This window comes from Enterococcus mundtii (assembly GCF_002947535.1).
Lineage (GTDB): Bacteria > Bacillota > Bacilli > Lactobacillales > Enterococcaceae > Enterococcus_B > Enterococcus_B mundtii_B.
In genome coordinates this window covers 127016-145243 of the sequence record NZ_PUAP01000030.1, presented here as the reverse complement: position 1 = coordinate 145243, position 18228 = coordinate 127016, and the positions used below count along the sequence as shown (strand labels likewise).

The following is an 18228-nucleotide window of genomic DNA, read 5'->3' as shown; positions in this document are numbered from 1 at the left end:
GGCCGGTATGAATTGGAAAAATGAAGAGTCTCTGTATTCCGCCCGAGCACAGTATCTCGCTTATCGAATACTTGAAGGCTATGGAGTGGAAAATGTCCGGCTAGGGGATTTCTTATCGGACATAAAATTACAGTCGATCTATAACCAATGGAAAACGAATACGTTGTTGATTGATTATCATTTTAAAGAAATCAATGAAAAAACGGAGCAGTATCAGTTGTCACCTGTAGAGAACGATACAGTGATTCGATTTCAAAATCAAAAAAAAATAAACAATGAAGAAAAGGAATCGAAAGAAACAGTAAATAGTGAGCAGTGGCGTAGTCCGGAATTATTAAAACAAGTCGAAAATTTTTTTCGTAATAATCAGTGGATTTATGAATGGAGGGCAAGTAAACACTCCTGCCAAAAAAAAGAGCGACTTAAATTTACAAAAGTAATGGACCTGGTAAAAGTTCAATCCTTTTTGTTTATCCTAAAAAAATAAGGTGCCATCCACGAAAAATGTTCTTCAAATTTTTGTGGATGGTGCCTTATTTCCGAAGCAGTGACTTCTGTTCCCACCGTTTATTCGGAGGTAGGCGAGAAGGCTAACGTACCAGTCTTTTTATTGCTTTTATTAGTCGTTTACATTTATTTTAGCAATATATATTTTACATTTTGCAATTTATAGTTTACAATTTGAGTGAGAGACGAGAATGGAGGTTAGGCATCAAGTTGAAGAACATCCGAATGAAACTTGCACGTTCAGCAAGTGATCTAAGCCAAGAAGAATTAGCCCAACGCGTAAGTGTGACACGGCAAACGATTGGTTTGATTGAAGCAGGGAAGTATAATCCTACACTTAAATTGTGTCTGGCTATCTGTCATGAATTGAATCAAACACTAGATGAACTATTTTGGGAGGACAAAGATGAAAAAGAATAGACAAAAAGATGAGCGTATCATACAGATCAATAATCAAATACAAAGTGAAGCTTTTTTATTACTGTTAGTATTATTAGGGACTTCGATCTTTGTAAAAAGTTATCTTCTGGAACAACCAGTTTCTGGGATGTTTACTGAGTTATTATTGATAGGAGTAGCATTCACCTATATCTTGATTCGTGGTTCTCTAATTGGTCATGAGCTCATCGACCCATCCAAACATGCAAAGAAATTGCGTGTGGCAGCAGTCATTGCGGGCAGTTTACTCGTTTCTGCAATTACGGGCATAAGAAATTATTCCCTGTACCAAGATCTATATACTGGATATTTCGATCCTCATTTTTTAGCGGTTTTAGGGATTACGTTTTTATCGTCGCTATTATTTATGGTTGGTTTACTATTTGTTGTTTCTTCTGTCAACCGTTTTGGACAACGAAGACTAGAACGAAGAATAGAGGATGAAGAGGAATGATCCTTATACGAAAGCGTAACAGTCATGAATAGGTGGCAGTGCTAGAGATTGCGCTTGTGTTTTGATAAAGACTAACGCATAATAGGAGGAGCGAAAATGGAAGTGAATGTTACTAGAGATACGGGATTTTACGGAATGGGAAGTCCAATCACATTACGTATAGATGATCGGAAAATCAGTTTAAGACATAACCAATCTGTTATGATAGATGTAGACGCCCCTTTTCAGATGCAAGTCACCTTTTTTTGGTTGAAAAGTCCGGTTTACGCGATATCAAGACCAACTAAAAACTATCGGATCACGATGAATCTGATACTGTTACAGATCTATCCTTTGCTGTTCTTATTTACGGGGATCAGCGCCGTGTTTATGCAAAGTATCCTTTATAGTTTACTGATCGTCGTCGTAATGATTGGTTTCTTTTTCTTTATAAAAAATAAAGCATATGTCATCAAGGAGGCTAGTGATGAAGAATTCTGATCTTTTTTTGAGTAGCTTTAATCGGATCGAAAAATGGATGCAAGAAGAGATGGGTAATCCACGAAACATGGGGTTCACCGAACTCGTTCGTCGGTTAGCACAAAAGCAACATCAAAGTATCAAAAAATATGAGGATGACTTACTACAGTTGGCTCAATTACGTAATGCGATCGTGCATGATCGCATCGCCGTCGATTTTATTATCGCTGAGCCTAATGATTGGGCGACGGAACGTATCCAAAGAATCGAGCAAGAACTGATTCGACCAGAAACAGTGTTACCTCGTTTCGCAAAGCATGTGACTGGGTTTGAATGGGACATCCCGTTACCTAGTTTATTGGAGACGGTTGCTCAAAAGCGTTATTCTCAATTCCCGCTTTATCACAAAGGGACATTCAAAGGATTAGTGACGTTGCGTATGTTAGGTTTTTGGTTAGCAAAAGAAAGTCACCATGGTGTGATCAATCTGCAAGGAAAAACCGCTGCCGATCTGATCATTCAAGATGGTAAATATACCAATTACCATTTTGTGTCAGCTCAGACAACGATTGCTGAAGTAGAAAAAATGTTTGGTGAGCAAGGTACACTTGAAGCTGTACTGATCACCAAAAATGGTGACCCTAACGGAAATTTATTAGGGATCATCAGACCAAGAGATATTTATCATGAAGTAGAAAAGGAATGATTGTTTGTTAGCGATATATTGGATTATAAGTGCGTTGATCATCGGGATCGATCAATGGGTAAAATGGTTGATCGTCGATAACTTTGCTTTAGGAGAAACAAAATCGGTGATTCCAGGGATCTTATCCTTGAATCATATCCGTAATTTTGGAGCAGCTTGGAGTTTACTAGAAGGAAAAATGTGGTTTTTTACTGTCGTGACGATCATCGCAGTTGTAGTGATCTTGACGTTGATGATCAAAAATCGTACCAATGGGAGTCGTTGGTTCATGATCGGTCTGACATTGATCCTAGCTGGGGCGATCGGCAACTTTATCGACCGTGTCCGTTTAGGTTATGTGGTCGATATGTTCCAAACCGATTTCATGAATTTCCCGATCTTTAATGTGGCAGATATTTCTTTAGTGATCGGTGTGATCTGTGTATTGATTTATATTATTTTAGATGAAAAGGAACAACGAAAAAAATGACACAATTAAAAGCAACTATCAAAGAAGAAAAAGGGCGGATCGATAAAGTTCTAACAGGATTATTTACGGATCATAGTCGTTCACAAGTCCAACAATGGTTGAAAGACGGTGCTGTTTCCGTAAATGGTGAACCAGTAAAAGCGAATTACAAAGTGAAATCGGCGGATACGATCATTATTGATGTGCCAGAACCTGAAGAACTTGAGATCCTCGCAGAAGATTTACCGATCGAGATCGTCTATGAAGATGACGATGTAGCTGTCGTCAATAAGCCACAAGGGATGGTCGTTCATCCTTCAGCTGGTCATGCTCATGGGACCCTAGTCAATGCTTTGATGTACCACATGAAAAATCTGTCATCGATCAATGGGGTGATCCGTCCTGGGATCGTCCATCGGATCGATAAAGACACTTCCGGATTACTGATGATCGCCAAAAATGATCAAGCACATGAAGCATTAGCGCAACAATTAAAAGATAAAACGTCCCTAAGAAAGTACATTGCTTTAGTCCATGGCGTCATTCCACACGAAAAAGGGACGATCAATGCTCCGATTGGTCGCTCAAAAGTTGATCGGAAAATGCAAGCGATCCGTGAAGATGGTAAACCAGCTGTGACTCATTTTACTGTATTGGAACGTTTTGAGAATTTTACTTTAGTAGAATTGCAATTAGAAACTGGACGTACGCACCAGATCCGCGTGCATATGAAGTATATCGGTTATCCTTTAGCTGGTGATCCCGTTTATGGACCAAAGAAAACCCTCAAAGGCAATGGCCAATTTTTACATGCTAAATTATTAGGTTTCACCCATCCTCAAACGAACGAACAAATGACCTTTGAGGCACCCTTGCCAGAAGTTTTTGAAAAAGCTTTAGAGAAGTTGAGAAAAGATATTGCTTTTTAAAGTACTTAACGGTATAGTAATAAACAATAAAAGAAAAACTTAATAGAAGTCCTTTAAGTTTAGTCCCGTGAGGCTAAGAAGGGTGTGAGTAAGAATTCCTGTGGTGCGCCATAGCGAGACTTGCTCAATGACGTCGCATACACAAAGCGACCAGTGTAGCAGTATGCACTCAGTCTAAACATTCCTCCTGTCCTCTTAGGGCAGGAGTTTTTTTGTGTAAAAAATGGAGGGGGAAAAATGATGCAAGCAAAAGAAGTAGTGGATCAAGTAACGATGAAACGAGCGCTAACACGTATCACTTATGAAATCATTGAAAGAAATCAAAGTATCGAAGAGATCGTTTTAGTCGGGATCAAAACGAGAGGGATCTATATTGCTGCTCGAATTGCCGAACGTCTGAAACAACTCGAAAATATCGAAGTACCTGTAGGAGAACTTGATATCACGTTGTACCGTGATGATAAAAAAGAAATCGCTCAAGAACCAGAATTGCATTCTTCAGATATTCCAGTCAGTTTAGAAGGAAAAGAAGTCATCTTGATCGATGATGTGTTATACACAGGACGGACGATCCGCGCAGCAATGGATGCGGTCATGGATTTTGGTCGCCCGAGAAAAATCTCACTAGCGGTTCTAGTTGATCGCGGACACCGAGAATTACCGATCCGCGCAGATTATGTAGGCAAAAACATTCCTACAGCAAAAAAAGAAGAAATCTTAGTAGAGATGCAAGAACTAGATGGACAAGATCGCATCATGATCTTAAACGAGGAAAAGTAGAGGAGTAAGGCAAGATGGCAGAAGAAAAAAAGTTTCACAACGATAGTGTGGTATTAGACATCCATGATCGACCAACCATTGGACACTGGGTAGGATTAAGTTTACAGCATTTATTCACGATGTTCGGTGCAACCGTCTTAGTACCGATCTTAGTTGGGATCGACCCAGGGATTGCCTTGGTCAGTTCAGGATTAGGAACGATCGTTTACTTGATTACAACGAAAGGAAAGATCCCAGCTTATCTAGGCAGTAGTTTCGCGTTCATCGCAGCCATGCAGATGTTGATGAAAACCGACGGCTTCCCGGCGATCGCACAAGGCGCGATGACAACAGCGCTTGTCTATCTGATCGTCGCGTTGATCATCAAGAAAATCGGTTCTGCTTGGTTAGACAAAATCTTGCCACCGATCGTGGTTGGCCCAGTCATCATGGTCATCGGTTTAGGTTTAGCTGCCAATGCAGCAAACAACGCGATGTTCAATCAAGACCATTACGATTTCAAATATCTATCAGTTGCGTTGATCACTTTAGGATTGACGATTTTCTTCAATATGTTCCTACGCGGGTTCCTAGGATTATTACCGATCCTGCTTGGCATCATCTCTGGATACATCGTCGCTTTACTTTTCGGGATCGTTGATACCCAACCAATCATTGATGCACCGTGGTTTGCACTACCCAACTTCGAGATTCCCTTTGTGCAATATCAACCGAAGTTATATATAGGAGCGATCACCACGATGGCACCGATCGCCTTTGTCACAATGACTGAACACATCGGCCACTTGATGGTCTTGAACAAATTGACGAAACGTAATTTCTTCGAAGATCCAGGATTACACCGTACATTGACAGGAGATGGGCTGGCTCAGCTAGTGGCAGCCTTCGTTGGTGGACCGCCAGTGACAAGTTATGGTGAAAATATCGGAGTCTTGGCAATCACTCGCGTACACAGCGTGTTCGTGATCGGAGGCGCAGCGGTCTTCGCAGTGATCCTTGGCTTCATTGGCAAACTAAGTGCTTTGATATTAAGTATTCCTGGCCCAGTCATTTCAGGTATCAGTTTCATCCTATTCGGAGTGATTGCGGCAAGTGGAATGAAAATATTAGTCGAAAACAAAATCGATTTTGATAAAAAGAAAAATCTATTGATTGCTTCAGTCATCTTAGTCGTAGGTATCGGAGGATTAGTCCTTGAAGTAGGAACATTCACTTTATCTGCCATGGCACTAGCAACAGTTTTAGGAATCATTTTGAATCTTATCTTACCAGAAACTTCACGCAGCGAAGAAAATTAAGGAGGACATCGCATGATCATCAAATCAGAACGCATCAGTTTAAAACACTTATTAACGGTAGAGGCATTGACAGACCAAGAAGTAATGGGGTTGATCCGACGAGGACAAGAGTTCAAGCAAGGCGCAACTTGGTCACCACAAAAATCTCAATACTTTGCGACGAACTTGTTCTTTGAAAACAGTACACGAACCCATAAAAGTTTTGATGTAGCAGAAAAGAAACTTGGTCTTGAAGTGATCGAATTTGAAGCAAGCACAAGTTCAGTTACAAAAGGTGAAACATTATACGATACCGTTCTAACGATGTCTGCACTTGGGGTGGATGTAGCAGTTATCCGTCATGGAGACGAAAACTACTACGACGAATTGATCCAAAGTAAAACGATCCAATGCTCGATCATCAATGGTGGTGACGGTAGTGGGCAACATCCAACGCAGTGTTTACTTGATTTGATGACGATCTATGAAGAATTTGGCTATTTCGAAGGCTTGAAAGTGGCGATCGTCGGCGATATCACGCATTCTCGTGTCGCAAAATCGAACATGCAAATGTTGAAACGTCTTGGCGCGCAAGTCTTCTTCTCAGGTCCGAGAGAATGGTATGACGATGAATTCGAAGTTTACGGTCATTACTTACCACTGGATGAATTACTGGATCAAGTCGATGTCATGATGATGTTGCGGGTGCAACATGAACGTCATGATGGAAAAGAAAGCTTTTCAAAAGAAGGCTATCACCAAGAGTACGGCTTGACGGTCGAACGTGCCAAAAAAATGCAAAAACACGCAATCATCATGCACCCTGCCCCAGTCAATCGAGATGTCGAGTTGGCGGACTCACTGGTTGAAGGGTTGCAGTCACGGATCATTCAACAAATGAGCAATGGTGTGTTTGTCAGAATGGCGATCTTAGAAGCTGTATTAAGTGGAAAAGCATAGAGATAAGAGGAGGAAGAAACATGAAAACACTCATTAAAAACGGTCAAATCAATACAAAAAGAAATGAAACAACACCAGCAGAAATTTGGATCGAAGAAGGAAAGATCAAAGCAATCGGTACAGGCTTTCCTGAGGCTGAATTTGATGAAGTGTTTGATGCACAAGGGCAGTTGATCACACCTGGATTAGTGGATGTCCATGTCCATTTGAGAGAGCCAGGCTTTACTTACAAGGAAACGATCGAAGCTGGCACGAAAGCAGCTGCTCGAGGTGGGTTCACCACTGTTTGTGCGATGCCAAATCTTGACCCAGTACCCGATACAGCAGAAAAATTAAAACAAGTCTATGACATCATCAAACGTGATGCTGTCGTCAAAGTATTGCAGTATGCACCGATCACTGAGAATCTTCGAAGTGAAGAACTGGTCGATCAAGAAGCATTGATCAATGAAGGCGCATTTGCTTTTACCAATGACGGTGTCGGCGTGCAAACAGCAGGCACGATGTACTTAGCGATGAAAGAAGCCGCAAAAAACAATAAAGCACTCGTTGCTCACACAGAAGATGAATCATTATTATTTGGCGGTGTGATGCACGCAGGAGAAAAAGCAGAAGAGCTAGGTTTACCAGGTATCTTAAGTGTGACTGAGTCTTCTCAAATTGCTCGTGATCTGCTATTAGCGGAAGCAACAGGCGTTCATTATCATGTCTGCCACGTTTCAACAAAAGAAAGCGTGCGAGTGATCCGCGATGCGAAAAAAGCCGGGATCCATGTGACCGCAGAGGTTTCACCACATCATCTGATCTTGATCGATGAAGATATTCCAGAAGATTTTGGTTTTTGGAAAATGAATCCGCCATTGAGAGGCAAAGCAGATCGCGAGGCATTGATCGAAGGCTTGCTTGATGGCACGATCGATTGTATTGCCACCGACCACGCACCTCACGGATTAGAAGAAAAAAGTCAAAGTTTCTTGCAATCACCGTTCGGGATCGTTGGAAGTGAAACAGCCTTCCAACTCGTGTATACACATTTTGTTGAAACTGGAAAATTCACACTAGAGCAAGTGATTGACTGGATGGCAGTCAAACCAGCAGCCATCTTTGGCTTGGAAGCTGGCACCTTGACGATCGGCGCACCAGCAGACTTGGCAGTTTACGATATTGCGCATGCTGCAGTAATCGATAAAAAAGATTTCTTATCAAAAGGCGAAAACACACCTTTTGTCGGTTGGGAAATCAAAGGGGAAACATTGATGACATTTGTCAACGGAAAACTTGTTTGGCATAAGGGGGAATAATTGGATGGAACGGTTGCTGATTTTAGAAGATGGCACAGTATTTAAAGGGAAATCATTTGGCGCGACAGCCAATGTGTTTGGAGAAATCGTCTTTACGACAAGTATGACAGGATATCAAGAAACGATCACAGACCAAAGTTTTAATGGACAGATCATTACATTTACGTACCCGATGGTAGGGAATTATGGCGTCAACCGTGATGATTATGAATCGATTGCACCAACGTGTAAAGGTGTAGTGGTCAAAGAGCATGCACGTGTTGCGTCAAATTGGCGTAACCAAATGACATTAGACGAGTTCTTGAAACAAAAGGGAATCCCTGGTATCTCTGGCATCGATACACGGGCGTTGACACGAAAAATCCGTGAAGTTGGAACGATGAAAGCCAGTATCGTTGATGCAGGCGACTCATTTGAACATGCATACGACCAACTAAAAGCAACCGTCTTGGCAACCAACCAAGTCCAACAAGTTTCAACCAATAAACCTTATCCAAGCCCAGGAACAGGAAGAAATGTGGCAGTCATTGATTTTGGATTGAAACATAGCATCTTACGGGAATTGAGTAAGCGTGACTGTAATTTAACAGTCTTACCGTACAATACGGATGCGGAAACGATCCTTTCATTATCGCCAGACGGCGTGATGTTGACGAATGGACCTGGTGATCCAAAAGATGTACCAGAAGCGATCGAGATGATCAAACAAATCCAAGGAAAGATCCCGATTTTTGGGATCTGCTTAGGGCATCAACTATTTGCGCTAGCTAATGGCGCAGACACATACAAGATGAAATTCGGGCATCGTGGACTGAATCATCCCGTCCGTGAAGTTGCAACAGGAAGAATCGATTTTACCTCACAAAACCATGGGTATGCGGTAGATGAACAGACGATCGATCCGGAACAATTACTTGTCACTCACGTGGAAGTCAACGATGGCACAGTCGAAGGGGTGCGTCACCGTCGCTATCCTGCCTTCAGTGTGCAATTCCATCCGGATGCAGCCCCTGGCCCACACGATGCACTACATTTATTTGATGAATTTATGGAAATGATGGACGCTGGAAAGGAGCAATTCTAATGCCAAAACGCACAGATATCAATAAAATCATGGTGATCGGTTCTGGTCCGATCATCATTGGTCAAGCCGCTGAGTTTGACTATGCAGGCACACAGGCTTGTCTTGCTTTAAAAGAAGAAGGCTACGAAGTCGTCTTAGTCAACTCCAATCCAGCAACGATCATGACCGATAAAGAAATTGCGGATCAAGTCTACTTAGAACCAATCACATTAGAATTTGTCTCACGAATTTTACGAAAAGAACGTCCAGATGCGATCTTACCGACATTAGGTGGGCAAACAGGTCTGAACATGGCGATGGAATTAGCCGAGTCAGGAATCTTGGACGAATTAGGCATCGAATTACTAGGGACAAAATTAAGTGCGATCGACCAAGCAGAAGATCGTGACTTGTTCAAAAAGTTGATGGAAGAATTAAATCAACCGATCCCCGAATCAGAAATCGTGACGACGGTGGAAGAAGCAGTTGCTTTTGCCAATAAAATCGGTTATCCGATCATCGTTCGACCAGCGTTCACATTAGGTGGTACTGGTGGTGGTATGTGTGAGAATGAAGCCGAACTACGCCAAATCGCGGAAAATGGGTTGAGTTTATCACCTGTGACCCAATGTTTGATTGAACGCAGTATTGCAGGCTTCAAAGAAATCGAATATGAAGTGATGCGTGATTCTGCCGACAATGCGATCGTCGTCTGCAACATGGAGAACTTCGATCCAGTCGGTATCCATACAGGAGATTCAATCGTCTTTGCACCAAGCCAAACATTAGCAGACCATGAATATCAAATGTTAAGAGATGCGTCACTATCGATCATCCGTGCTTTGAAAATCGAAGGTGGCTGTAACGTTCAGTTAGCATTAGACCCTCATAGTTTCAACTACTATGTCATCGAAGTGAATCCTCGTGTTTCACGCTCCTCTGCTTTAGCAAGTAAAGCGACCGGTTATCCGATTGCGAAATTAGCAGCTAAGATCGCGTTAGGCTTGACCTTGGATGAAATGAAAAATCCAGTAACAGGAACGACTTATGCTGAATTTGAACCTGCATTGGACTATGTAGTAGCCAAGATCCCACGTTGGCCTTTCGACAAATTCGAAAACGGGGAACGTGTCTTAGGTACGCAAATGAAAGCGACCGGCGAAGTAATGGCGATCGGTCGTAACATCGAAGAATCTTTATTAAAAGCCGTTCGTTCATTAGAAATCGGGGCACACCACGTTGAATTGCCTGAACTGAAGACAGTCAGTGAAGAACGCTTGATGGAGAAAATCGTCCGGGCACAAGATGATCGTTTATTCTACTTAGCCGAAGCAATCCGTCGGGGCTTTCCGATCCAAGAATTGGCAGACTTGACGAAAATCGATTTATTCTTCTTGGATAAATTGTTGCACATCGTTGAATTAGAAGACGAGCTTTCGGAACAACCGAATCAGTTGGATCTACTTCTTACTGTGAAACAAAATGGCTTCACGGATCGAAAAATTGCGGAATTGTGGAAAACGACGACGGAAGCGATTCGTCAATTACGTGCAGAAAAGAACATTCAACCTGTCTACAAAATGGTCGACACTTGTGCTGCCGAATTTGAATCTCATACCCCTTACTTCTATAGTACGTATGAAATCGAAAATGAAAGTCATCGTTCGGAAAAACCTTCTGTGTTAGTACTTGGTTCTGGACCGATCCGTATCGGACAAGGAGTCGAATTTGATTATGCGACAGTTCATTCAGTGAAAGCCATTCAACAAGCAGGTTATGAAGCGATCATCATGAATAGTAACCCTGAAACCGTTTCGACAGATTTCTCGATTTCTGATAAACTTTACTTTGAGCCTTTGACTTTTGAAGATGTGATGAATGTCATCGAGTTAGAGCAACCAATCGGTGTCATCGTCCAATTTGGCGGACAAACAGCGATCAACCTAGCAGAACCATTAGCAAAAGCAGGTGTAAAAATCCTAGGGACAACGATCGAAGACCTTGATCGTGCGGAGAACCGTGATCTATTCGAACAAGCTTTACAAGAATTAGGAGTGCCTCAGCCACTAGGAGATACTGCGACAAGTAAAGAAGAAGCAGTGGCAGTTGCCAATAAAATCGGTTATCCAGTACTTGTTCGCCCAAGCTATGTCTTGGGAGGTCGGGCAATGGAGATCGTCGAGAATCAACGCGACTTAGAAGATTATATGGAACATGCGGTGAAAGCTTCACCAGAACATCCAGTCTTAGTCGATCGTTACTTGATCGGTAGTGAGTGCGAAGTCGATGCGATCTGTGATGGTGAAACCGTCTTGATCCCAGGAATCATGGAACATATTGAACGTGCAGGTGTCCATTCAGGTGATTCGATGGCGGTTTATCCACCACAAGCGCTGTCAGAGGAAATCAAGCAAACGATCGAAGATTACACGATCCGTTTAGCACGAGGGTTGAATTGTATCGGGATGATGAACATCCAATTCGTTATCCATGACAACCAAGTATATGTTATCGAAGTGAATCCACGCGCCAGTCGGACAGTGCCTTTCTTGAGCAAAGTGACGAACATCCCAATGGCACAGATCGCGACAAAAGCCATTTTAGGAGAAAAATTGAAAGATTTAGGTTATGAAGATGGCTTGTATCCTGAATCTGCCAACGTCCATGTCAAAGCGCCAGTCTTCTCATTCACGAAGTTGCATAAAGTGGACACTTATTTAGGACCAGAGATGAAATCGACAGGTGAAGTCATGGGCTCGGATCAAAACTTAGACAAAGCGCTGTATAAAGCGTTTGAAGCATCTGGCTTGCGTCTGCCTGATTACGGTGCTGTCTTGTTTACGATCGCCGATGAAACAAAAGAAGAAGCCTTAGGCCTAGCAAAACGCTTTGCAGAAATCGGCTATAGCTTATTGGCAACGAAAAATACCGCAGCGTTCTTTGAACAACATGGACTTGTGGTGACACCAGTTGCTAAGATCTCTGAGGAAACAAAAGAGAAAAATGTCGTTGATCTGATTCGTGCGGGCAAAGCACAAGTGGTCGTCAATACCATTGATAAAGATCGTGGGAATGCGTCAAAAGATGGCTTTATCATTCGACGTGAAGCAGTGGAACATGGTACGCCATTGTTCACTTCCCTTGATACCGCAGATGCGATCGTCCGCGTGATGGAATCCCGCGCATTTTCAACACAAGCAATCTAATCCTGGAGGGCGATTGCCCTCCTATTTAAAAATTGAAATGAATAAAGCAAAGCAGTCTAGCGAAAAAGTCCCAAAACATAGGAGTGTTAAGATGAAACAAGAAGTAATGAAAATCGTTCACCAACGGCAACTAGCACCACGAATCTATGAAATGACACTGACCGGGGAATTAGTCAAAGAAATGACACACCCTGGACAATTCCTTCATATTCGCGTACCCCGAGCAGATTTGTTGTTGCGCCGACCAATCAGTATCAACCAGATCGATCAATCACAAAAAACTTGTCGTATCATCTACCGTGTAGAAGGAGACGGAACAAAGCATTTCGCAGAATTGACTGCTGGTGATTCTTTAGACGTTTTAGGACCTTTAGGGAATGGCTTCAATCTTTCAGGATTAACGAAAGAAGATGAGGTCTTCGTTGTTGGCGGAGGGATCGGTGTTCCTCCTTTATACGAACTATCGAAACAGCTGAAGGAACGAGGAGTCAAAGCGATTCACTTTCTAGGCTTTGCTTCACAAGAAGTAATGTATTATGAAGAAGAATTTCTAAAGCTAGGGGATACAAGGATCGCAACGGATGACGGCACCTACGGACTGCATGGAAATGTCGGCAATCTACTGCTTGCGGCAAAAGATAAGCCTGCTGCTGTTTTTGCCTGCGGTTCAAACGGGTTACTAAAGACAGTGGAGCAACTTTTCGCTGGGCATCCTAACGTCCAACTGTCATTAGAGTCTCGCATGGCCTGTGGGGTCGGAGCATGTTACGCATGTGTCTGTCATGTCCCAGGCGATGAAACAGGAACGAAAAGCTTGAAAGTCTGCGATGAAGGACCGATTTTCCAAGCAGGAGAGGTGATTTTATGAGTAACCCTTTAGCAGTCAAACTTCCAGGATTAAACTTGAAGAATCCGATCATGCCAGCAAGCGGCTGCTTTGGATTTGGCAAAGAATATGGCAAATATTACGATTTGAACCAACTTGGCGCAATCATGGTCAAAGCGACGACACCAAAAGCGCGCTTTGGTAATCCCACGCCGCGAGTAGCAGAAACACCTTCTGGTATGCTCAATGCGATCGGTTTGCAAAATCCTGGGATGGAAGTGGTTATGGAAAAATCGCTACCTGAATTAGCCACCTATAAAGACTTGCCGATCATTGCGAATGTCGCTGGCGCCTGTGAAGAAGACTATGTCGAAGTCTGTGGCAAGATCGGTGATGCACCGAATGTCCATGCCATTGAACTGAATATCTCTTGTCCAAATGTCAAACATGGCGGAATTGCTTTTGGTACGGATCCGGATGTGGCGTTCCAACTGACACAAGCAGTGAAAAAAGTGGCGAATGTCCCTGTCTATGTCAAATTATCTCCTAATGTTACGGATATCGTCCCAGTGGCACAGGCTATTGAAGCTGGCGGAGCCGATGGTTTTACCATGATCAATACCCTGTTAGGGATGCGTATCGATCTGAAAACCAGAAAACCGATCCTTGCCAATCAAACAGGCGGTCTTTCAGGACCAGCGATCAAACCGGTAGCTATTCGTTTGATTCATCAAGTGGCAGGTGTCTCTAACTTGCCGATCATTGGGATGGGCGGTGTGCAAACCGTGGATGATGTACTGGAGATGTATATGGCAGGTGCAAGTGCAGTTGCTGTTGGAACGGCGAATTTTACCGATCCTTATATCTGTCCAAAACTGATTGCAGACCTACCAGCGAGAATGAGCGAGTTAGGCATTGAGTCTTTAGAGCAATTGATCAAAGAAGTGAAAGAAGGTAGAAATCAATGAATCAACGACCAATCATTGCTTTAGATTTTTCATCTTGGCAAGAAGTAGAAACATTTATGCAACGTTTCCCAGAAGACGAAAAGTTATTCGTCAAAATCGGTATGGAACTCTTTTATCAAGAAGGGCCGATCATCGTTCGCTGGTTAAAAGATGCTGGACATGACGTTTTCTTAGATTTGAAATTACATGATATCCCGAACACCGTGGAAAAAGCGATGCGTGGCTTAGCAAAATTAGGCGTAGACATCACCTGTGTCCATGCTGCCGGCGGTATCCGTATGATGGAAGCGGCGATGCGCGGTTTGACAGATGGAACACCCGAAGGGAAGAAACGACCTTTACTTTTAGCAATCACGCAACTGACTTCTACGAGTGAAGAAGAGATGCACCATGATCAACTGATCGAAGTGCCGCTAGAAGAAAGTGTGATCCACTACGCAGCTTGTGCAAAAGAAGCAGGTTTAGATGGGGTCGTATCTTCAGCACTTGAAGTGGCATCGATCAAAGCAAAAGCAGGTGAGTCATTTACATGTTTGACACCTGGCATCCGACCAGAAGGAACAGTTGCTGGTGACCAAACCAGAATCGTGACACCAGCCCGCGCAAAAGAAATCGGCTCAACCTTTATCGTTGTCGGTCGACCGATCACACAAGCAGAAGATCCTTACCAAGCCTATCAAACAATCAAAGCAGAATGGAGTCGTTGATCTATGAATATCGAACAAACTATTGCGAAAGACTTATTAGAAATCGAAGCTGTTTTCTTAAGCCCCAACCAGCCATTTACTTGGGCAAGTGGCATTAAAAGCCCCATCTATTGTGACAATCGCATCACCATGAGTTACCCAAAAGTAAGAAAAGAAATCGCTCAAGGATTAGCTGAAAAAATCAAGCAAGAATTTCCAGAAGTCGAAGTGATTGCTGGAACAGCAACCGCCGGAATCCCTCATGCAGCTTGGGTAGCTGAGATCTTAGACTTACCAATGGTCTACATTCGCAGCAAAGCGAAAGCTCATGGCAAAGGGAACCAAATCGAAGGACGGATCTTCGAAGGACAAAAAATGGTGGTCATTGAAGATTTGATCTCAACTGGCGGAAGTGTGCTAGAAGCCGCTGAAGCAGCTAAAAGAGAAGGTGCGGATGTTTTAGGTGTCGCAGCCATCTTTACTTATGAGTTGCCGAAAGGAAAAGCTAACTTTGAAGCAGCTGGTCTACCATTGGTTACTTTGACGAATTATTCTGTACTGATCGAATTTGCTTTAGAAAACAAAACCATCGACGAAACAGAATTAGCTTTACTAAAAGAATGGAAAAAAGACCCTGAGAACTGGGTGACCGATTAATTAGAACAAAGGGCGAAAAACAATTGTTGTTTCAGCCCTTTTTCTATTTGTGGAACAGCCAACTCTTGATGATACATAGCGAAAACTATTCTTTTATAAATGAAAACCTCTAAAGATAATAAGCTGAAAATTTGCGAATTCAAGTTATTTAATGATAACATTATCGGAAAAGTCATCTCAAGGAGGAGGAATCTTTATGGGATTGAATGAATTTATTTTAGGGCTAAATAACTTAGAAAGAATCACACGGGCGCCAGGTTTCTTCAAACATACTGAACATACCGTCGCGGCTCATTCGTATCGTGTGGCTTCGATCGCGCAAGTTTTAGGGGATATCGAAGAACTCCATGGGCAACCAATCGATTGGAAACTCTTGTATGAAAAAGCGCTGAATCATGATTACACTGAACGTTTTATCGGCGACATCAAAACACCGGTAAAATATGCAAGTAAAGAGTTGCGGGGGATGCTACAGACCGTCGAAGAAAAAATGACGGATGAGTTCATCAATCAAGAAATTCCTGAAGCTTTACAAGACGTCTATCGTCGCCGCTTGTTCGAAGGAAAGGACGATACGGTCGAAGGCGAATTATTAGCAGTTTCAGATAAAATCGATTTGTTGTATGAATCATTTGATGAGATCAGTAAAAACAATCCGGAAAAAGTTTATAAAGAGATGTTTATTGAGGCAGTCACAACGATCAAAGGCTTTGATCATCGACCGTCCGTCCAATATTTTTTCAAGGAGATCTTTCCGGAGTTGCTCAATCAAGAATTCTATGGAAAAGAGGATTTCTTAGCAGCTGTGTCAAACATTGTCAAAAAAGAAAAAGAATAGTCGAAGTGCCGTGTAGGTAACTGATTCAGGAGGAATTTTAGTTGAAGAAGAATATGGATGTTGAGTGGGGTTATTCTGGTGAAAGAGGACCGGAACATTGGGCAGAATTGTGCGATTGGTTTGCAAAAGGAGCCGAGTTCGAGTGGCAATCGCCCATTCCTCTAGTTACATGTGAAGAAAGCAGTGACACGAAAGAAACTCTGTCTTTTCACTATCAGAAGCAACGCTTCACGGATAAGGAGTTCAAGAACACGATCCATCTTGTGCCATACGATCAAATCAGTTACGTTCTTTTCAACGAAGAGAAATACTATTTGACCGACATCCATTTTCACATGCCGTCAGAACACGTCATCAATGGGAAACAAGAAGATATCGAGTTTCACTTTGTCCATACGAACGAACGACAAGAAAACTTAGTGGTTGGTGCGATGTACCATCTATCAAATGATGAGGGTTGGTTGTACGATCGCCAAAATGGCGACAAATGGGATCTCGATGCCCATGAGCATTGGACCGATGCCTCTGTCTTTTTCCCTGAGCAGAAAAGTCATTATCATTATGTAGGATCACTTACGACGCCACCAACGAGTGGACCGATCCAATGGTTCGTCATGGATCAGGTCGGTCAATTGAATCGTGATTTTTTGATCCCGTTCAAAGGACAATATGCGCAACCGAATAATCGTCCATTACAACCAGTAAAGGAACGAAAAATTTATTATTACAAGGGGACGAAATGAACATCCAACAATTGAAATATGTCACTGCGGTAGCGAATAATGGAAGTTTTCGAGAAGCAGCAAAAAAATTGTTTGTTTCTCAACCAAGCCTTTCTGCAGCCATCAAAGAATTGGAAAACGAATTGAGTATCACTTTATTTACCCGCACGAATCGAGGCGCCTATCTAACAGAAGAAGGCCAAGCCTTTTTAAAGCGGGCGGAACGTATTTTAGTACAATTAGATTCTTTGGAAAACTATTACCTGAAAAGTGAAAAACGAGAAAGCTTTTCGATTGCTTCACAACACTATGATTTTTTAGGGCCATTGACTGCGCAACTGATCGAGACGTTCAAAGCAGAAGTAAAACAGTTTCGCATCATGGAAACGACGACAGCAAACGTGATCGAAGAAGTCCAACAGCAGCAAAGCGAGTTAGGTATCCTTTATATGAATGACCATAATCGCACAGGGATCAAGCGTTACTTAGAACAAGGGGAATTAGTCGCTCAGTCTTTAGGGACATTTAAGACCCATATCTTTTTGAGACAGCGCCATCCACTTGCCCAACACGAAGAAATAAAGGTAGAAGAGCTAGCAGCATTTCCGCAAGTTCGGTTTACGCAAGATGGTAATAATTTTCCTTACTTTTATGAAGATCTAATTGAGATCCCTGAACAAGAATCGGTGATCTATACGAGTGATCGTGGCACATTGATGAACATTGTGTTAGAAACAGATGCCTATGCTTCAGGCTCTGGCATCGTGATCGGGGAGATCAAAGAATATTTACGCTTGATTCCATTAGCTGATAGCCCGATCAATGAGTTATATGTCATTTATTCGGGAAAACAGCCATTAAGTGATATCGGCAAGAAATTCATCACAAGTATCCAGCGTGTGATGAAACAAATGAAGTAAGCTGTAAAAAAATCAAATAAACGTCTCAATAGATACTGTTGAGTAAAAAGATAAGCCGGAATATCAAAAATGGTTGATTTTCA

21 protein-coding genes are annotated in these 18228 nt (G+C 42.4%); 20 read left to right on the top strand and 1 reads right to left on the bottom strand.

What is annotated here, in order from left to right; all coding sequences use genetic code 11:
• Positions 1 to 7: 7 nt before the first annotated feature.
• The 7 genes from CUS89_RS10620 (at position 8) to CUS89_RS10590 (ending at position 3941) form a co-directional block, all read left to right on the top strand.
• Positions 8 to 487, top strand: a complete 480-nt coding sequence (locus CUS89_RS10620; protein WP_104872105.1) for a hypothetical protein — start codon at positions 8 to 10, stop codon at positions 485 to 487.
• A 230-nt stretch (positions 488 to 717) separates the two neighbouring features.
• Entirely contained in the window at positions 718 to 927 is a 210-nt protein-coding gene (locus CUS89_RS10615) for a helix-turn-helix transcriptional regulator (RefSeq protein ID WP_104872104.1), read from the top strand.
• On the top strand, positions 914 to 1399 hold the full coding sequence (locus tag CUS89_RS10610) for a DUF6773 family protein (RefSeq protein ID WP_104872103.1): 486 nt from the start codon (positions 914 to 916) through the stop codon (positions 1397 to 1399). The genes CUS89_RS10615 and CUS89_RS10610 overlap by 14 nt, the downstream gene beginning before the upstream one ends.
• 96 nt (positions 1400 to 1495) lie before the next feature.
• Positions 1496 to 1879 carry a hypothetical protein gene (locus CUS89_RS10605; RefSeq protein ID WP_104872102.1) on the top strand — a complete coding sequence of 128 codons (384 nt, stop codon included), beginning with the start codon at positions 1496 to 1498 and terminating at the stop codon, positions 1877 to 1879.
• On the top strand, positions 1866 to 2564 hold the full coding sequence (locus CUS89_RS10600; RefSeq protein ID WP_104872101.1) for a CBS domain-containing protein: 699 nt from the start codon (positions 1866 to 1868) through the stop codon (positions 2562 to 2564). The genes CUS89_RS10605 and CUS89_RS10600 overlap by 14 nt, the downstream gene beginning before the upstream one ends.
• A gap of 4 nt (positions 2565 to 2568) precedes the next feature.
• Complete coding sequence (gene lspA, locus CUS89_RS10595) at positions 2569 to 3033, top strand: signal peptidase II (protein WP_104872100.1); 465 nt, start codon at positions 2569 to 2571, stop codon at positions 3031 to 3033.
• Entirely contained in the window at positions 3030 to 3941 is a 912-nt protein-coding gene (locus CUS89_RS10590; protein ID WP_104872099.1) for an RluA family pseudouridine synthase, read from the top strand. The genes lspA and CUS89_RS10590 overlap by 4 nt, the downstream gene beginning before the upstream one ends.
• A 59-nt stretch (positions 3942 to 4000) precedes the next feature.
• Here CUS89_RS10590 and CUS89_RS16400 read toward each other — a convergent pair whose 3' ends face one another.
• Positions 4001 to 4123, bottom strand: coding sequence for a hypothetical protein (locus CUS89_RS16400; protein WP_258082411.1), 123 nt, complete (start codon positions 4121 to 4123; stop codon positions 4001 to 4003).
• Between the two features lie 58 nt (positions 4124 to 4181).
• On the opposite strand from CUS89_RS16400, the gene pyrR reads away from it, so the two are divergent.
• The 13 genes from pyrR to CUS89_RS10525 all read left to right on the top strand — a co-directional run bounded on the left by pyrR (position 4182) and on the right by CUS89_RS10525 (position 18145).
• On the top strand, positions 4182 to 4721 hold the full coding sequence (gene pyrR, locus CUS89_RS10585; protein WP_029594119.1) for a bifunctional pyr operon transcriptional regulator/uracil phosphoribosyltransferase PyrR: 540 nt from the start codon (positions 4182 to 4184) through the stop codon (positions 4719 to 4721).
• Between the two features lie 14 nt (positions 4722 to 4735).
• Positions 4736 to 6019 carry a solute carrier family 23 protein gene (locus tag CUS89_RS10580; RefSeq protein ID WP_010735517.1) on the top strand — a complete coding sequence of 428 codons (1284 nt, stop codon included), beginning with the start codon at positions 4736 to 4738 and terminating at the stop codon, positions 6017 to 6019.
• A gap of 12 nt (positions 6020 to 6031) precedes the next feature.
• The gene (locus tag CUS89_RS10575; RefSeq protein ID WP_065095774.1) at positions 6032 to 6958 is read left to right on the top strand and encodes an aspartate carbamoyltransferase catalytic subunit; all 927 of its coding nucleotides are present in this window, start codon (positions 6032 to 6034) and stop codon (positions 6956 to 6958) included.
• A 20-nt stretch (positions 6959 to 6978) separates the two neighbouring features.
• Positions 6979 to 8259 (top strand): dihydroorotase, encoded by a 1281-nt coding sequence (locus CUS89_RS10570; RefSeq protein WP_066025533.1) that lies wholly within the window; start codon positions 6979 to 6981, stop codon positions 8257 to 8259.
• A gap of 4 nt (positions 8260 to 8263) precedes the next feature.
• The gene (locus CUS89_RS10565) at positions 8264 to 9343 is read left to right on the top strand and encodes a carbamoyl phosphate synthase small subunit (protein WP_104776486.1); all 1080 of its coding nucleotides are present in this window, start codon (positions 8264 to 8266) and stop codon (positions 9341 to 9343) included.
• Positions 9343 to 12528, top strand: coding sequence for a carbamoyl-phosphate synthase large subunit (gene carB, locus CUS89_RS10560; RefSeq protein ID WP_104872098.1), 3186 nt, complete (start codon positions 9343 to 9345; stop codon positions 12526 to 12528). The genes CUS89_RS10565 and carB overlap by 1 nt, the downstream gene beginning before the upstream one ends.
• Before the next feature lie 91 nt (positions 12529 to 12619).
• The gene (locus CUS89_RS10555) at positions 12620 to 13396 is read left to right on the top strand and encodes a dihydroorotate dehydrogenase electron transfer subunit (protein ID WP_258082410.1); all 777 of its coding nucleotides are present in this window, start codon (positions 12620 to 12622) and stop codon (positions 13394 to 13396) included.
• Positions 13393 to 14322, top strand: a complete 930-nt coding sequence (locus tag CUS89_RS10550; protein ID WP_065095779.1) for a dihydroorotate dehydrogenase — start codon at positions 13393 to 13395, stop codon at positions 14320 to 14322. Before CUS89_RS10555 ends, CUS89_RS10550 begins: the two co-directional genes overlap by 4 nt.
• Positions 14319 to 15029: an orotidine-5'-phosphate decarboxylase gene (gene pyrF / locus CUS89_RS16395; protein ID WP_104872096.1), complete on the top strand. Its 711-nt coding sequence runs from the start codon at positions 14319 to 14321 to the stop codon at positions 15027 to 15029. Before CUS89_RS10550 ends, pyrF begins: the two co-directional genes overlap by 4 nt.
• Positions 15030 to 15032: 3 nt before the next feature.
• Positions 15033 to 15665, top strand: a complete 633-nt coding sequence (gene pyrE / locus CUS89_RS16390; protein ID WP_010735509.1) for an orotate phosphoribosyltransferase — start codon at positions 15033 to 15035, stop codon at positions 15663 to 15665.
• Between the two features lie 196 nt (positions 15666 to 15861).
• The gene (locus CUS89_RS10535; protein WP_019722833.1) at positions 15862 to 16503 is read left to right on the top strand and encodes a YfbR-like 5'-deoxynucleotidase; all 642 of its coding nucleotides are present in this window, start codon (positions 15862 to 15864) and stop codon (positions 16501 to 16503) included.
• Between the two features lie 41 nt (positions 16504 to 16544).
• Positions 16545 to 17246, top strand: a complete 702-nt coding sequence (locus CUS89_RS10530) for a carbonic anhydrase family protein (RefSeq protein WP_104872095.1) — start codon at positions 16545 to 16547, stop codon at positions 17244 to 17246.
• On the top strand, positions 17243 to 18145 hold the full coding sequence (locus CUS89_RS10525) for a LysR family transcriptional regulator (protein WP_104872094.1): 903 nt from the start codon (positions 17243 to 17245) through the stop codon (positions 18143 to 18145). The genes CUS89_RS10530 and CUS89_RS10525 overlap by 4 nt, the downstream gene beginning before the upstream one ends.
• The last annotated feature ends 83 nt before the right edge of the window (positions 18146 to 18228 follow it).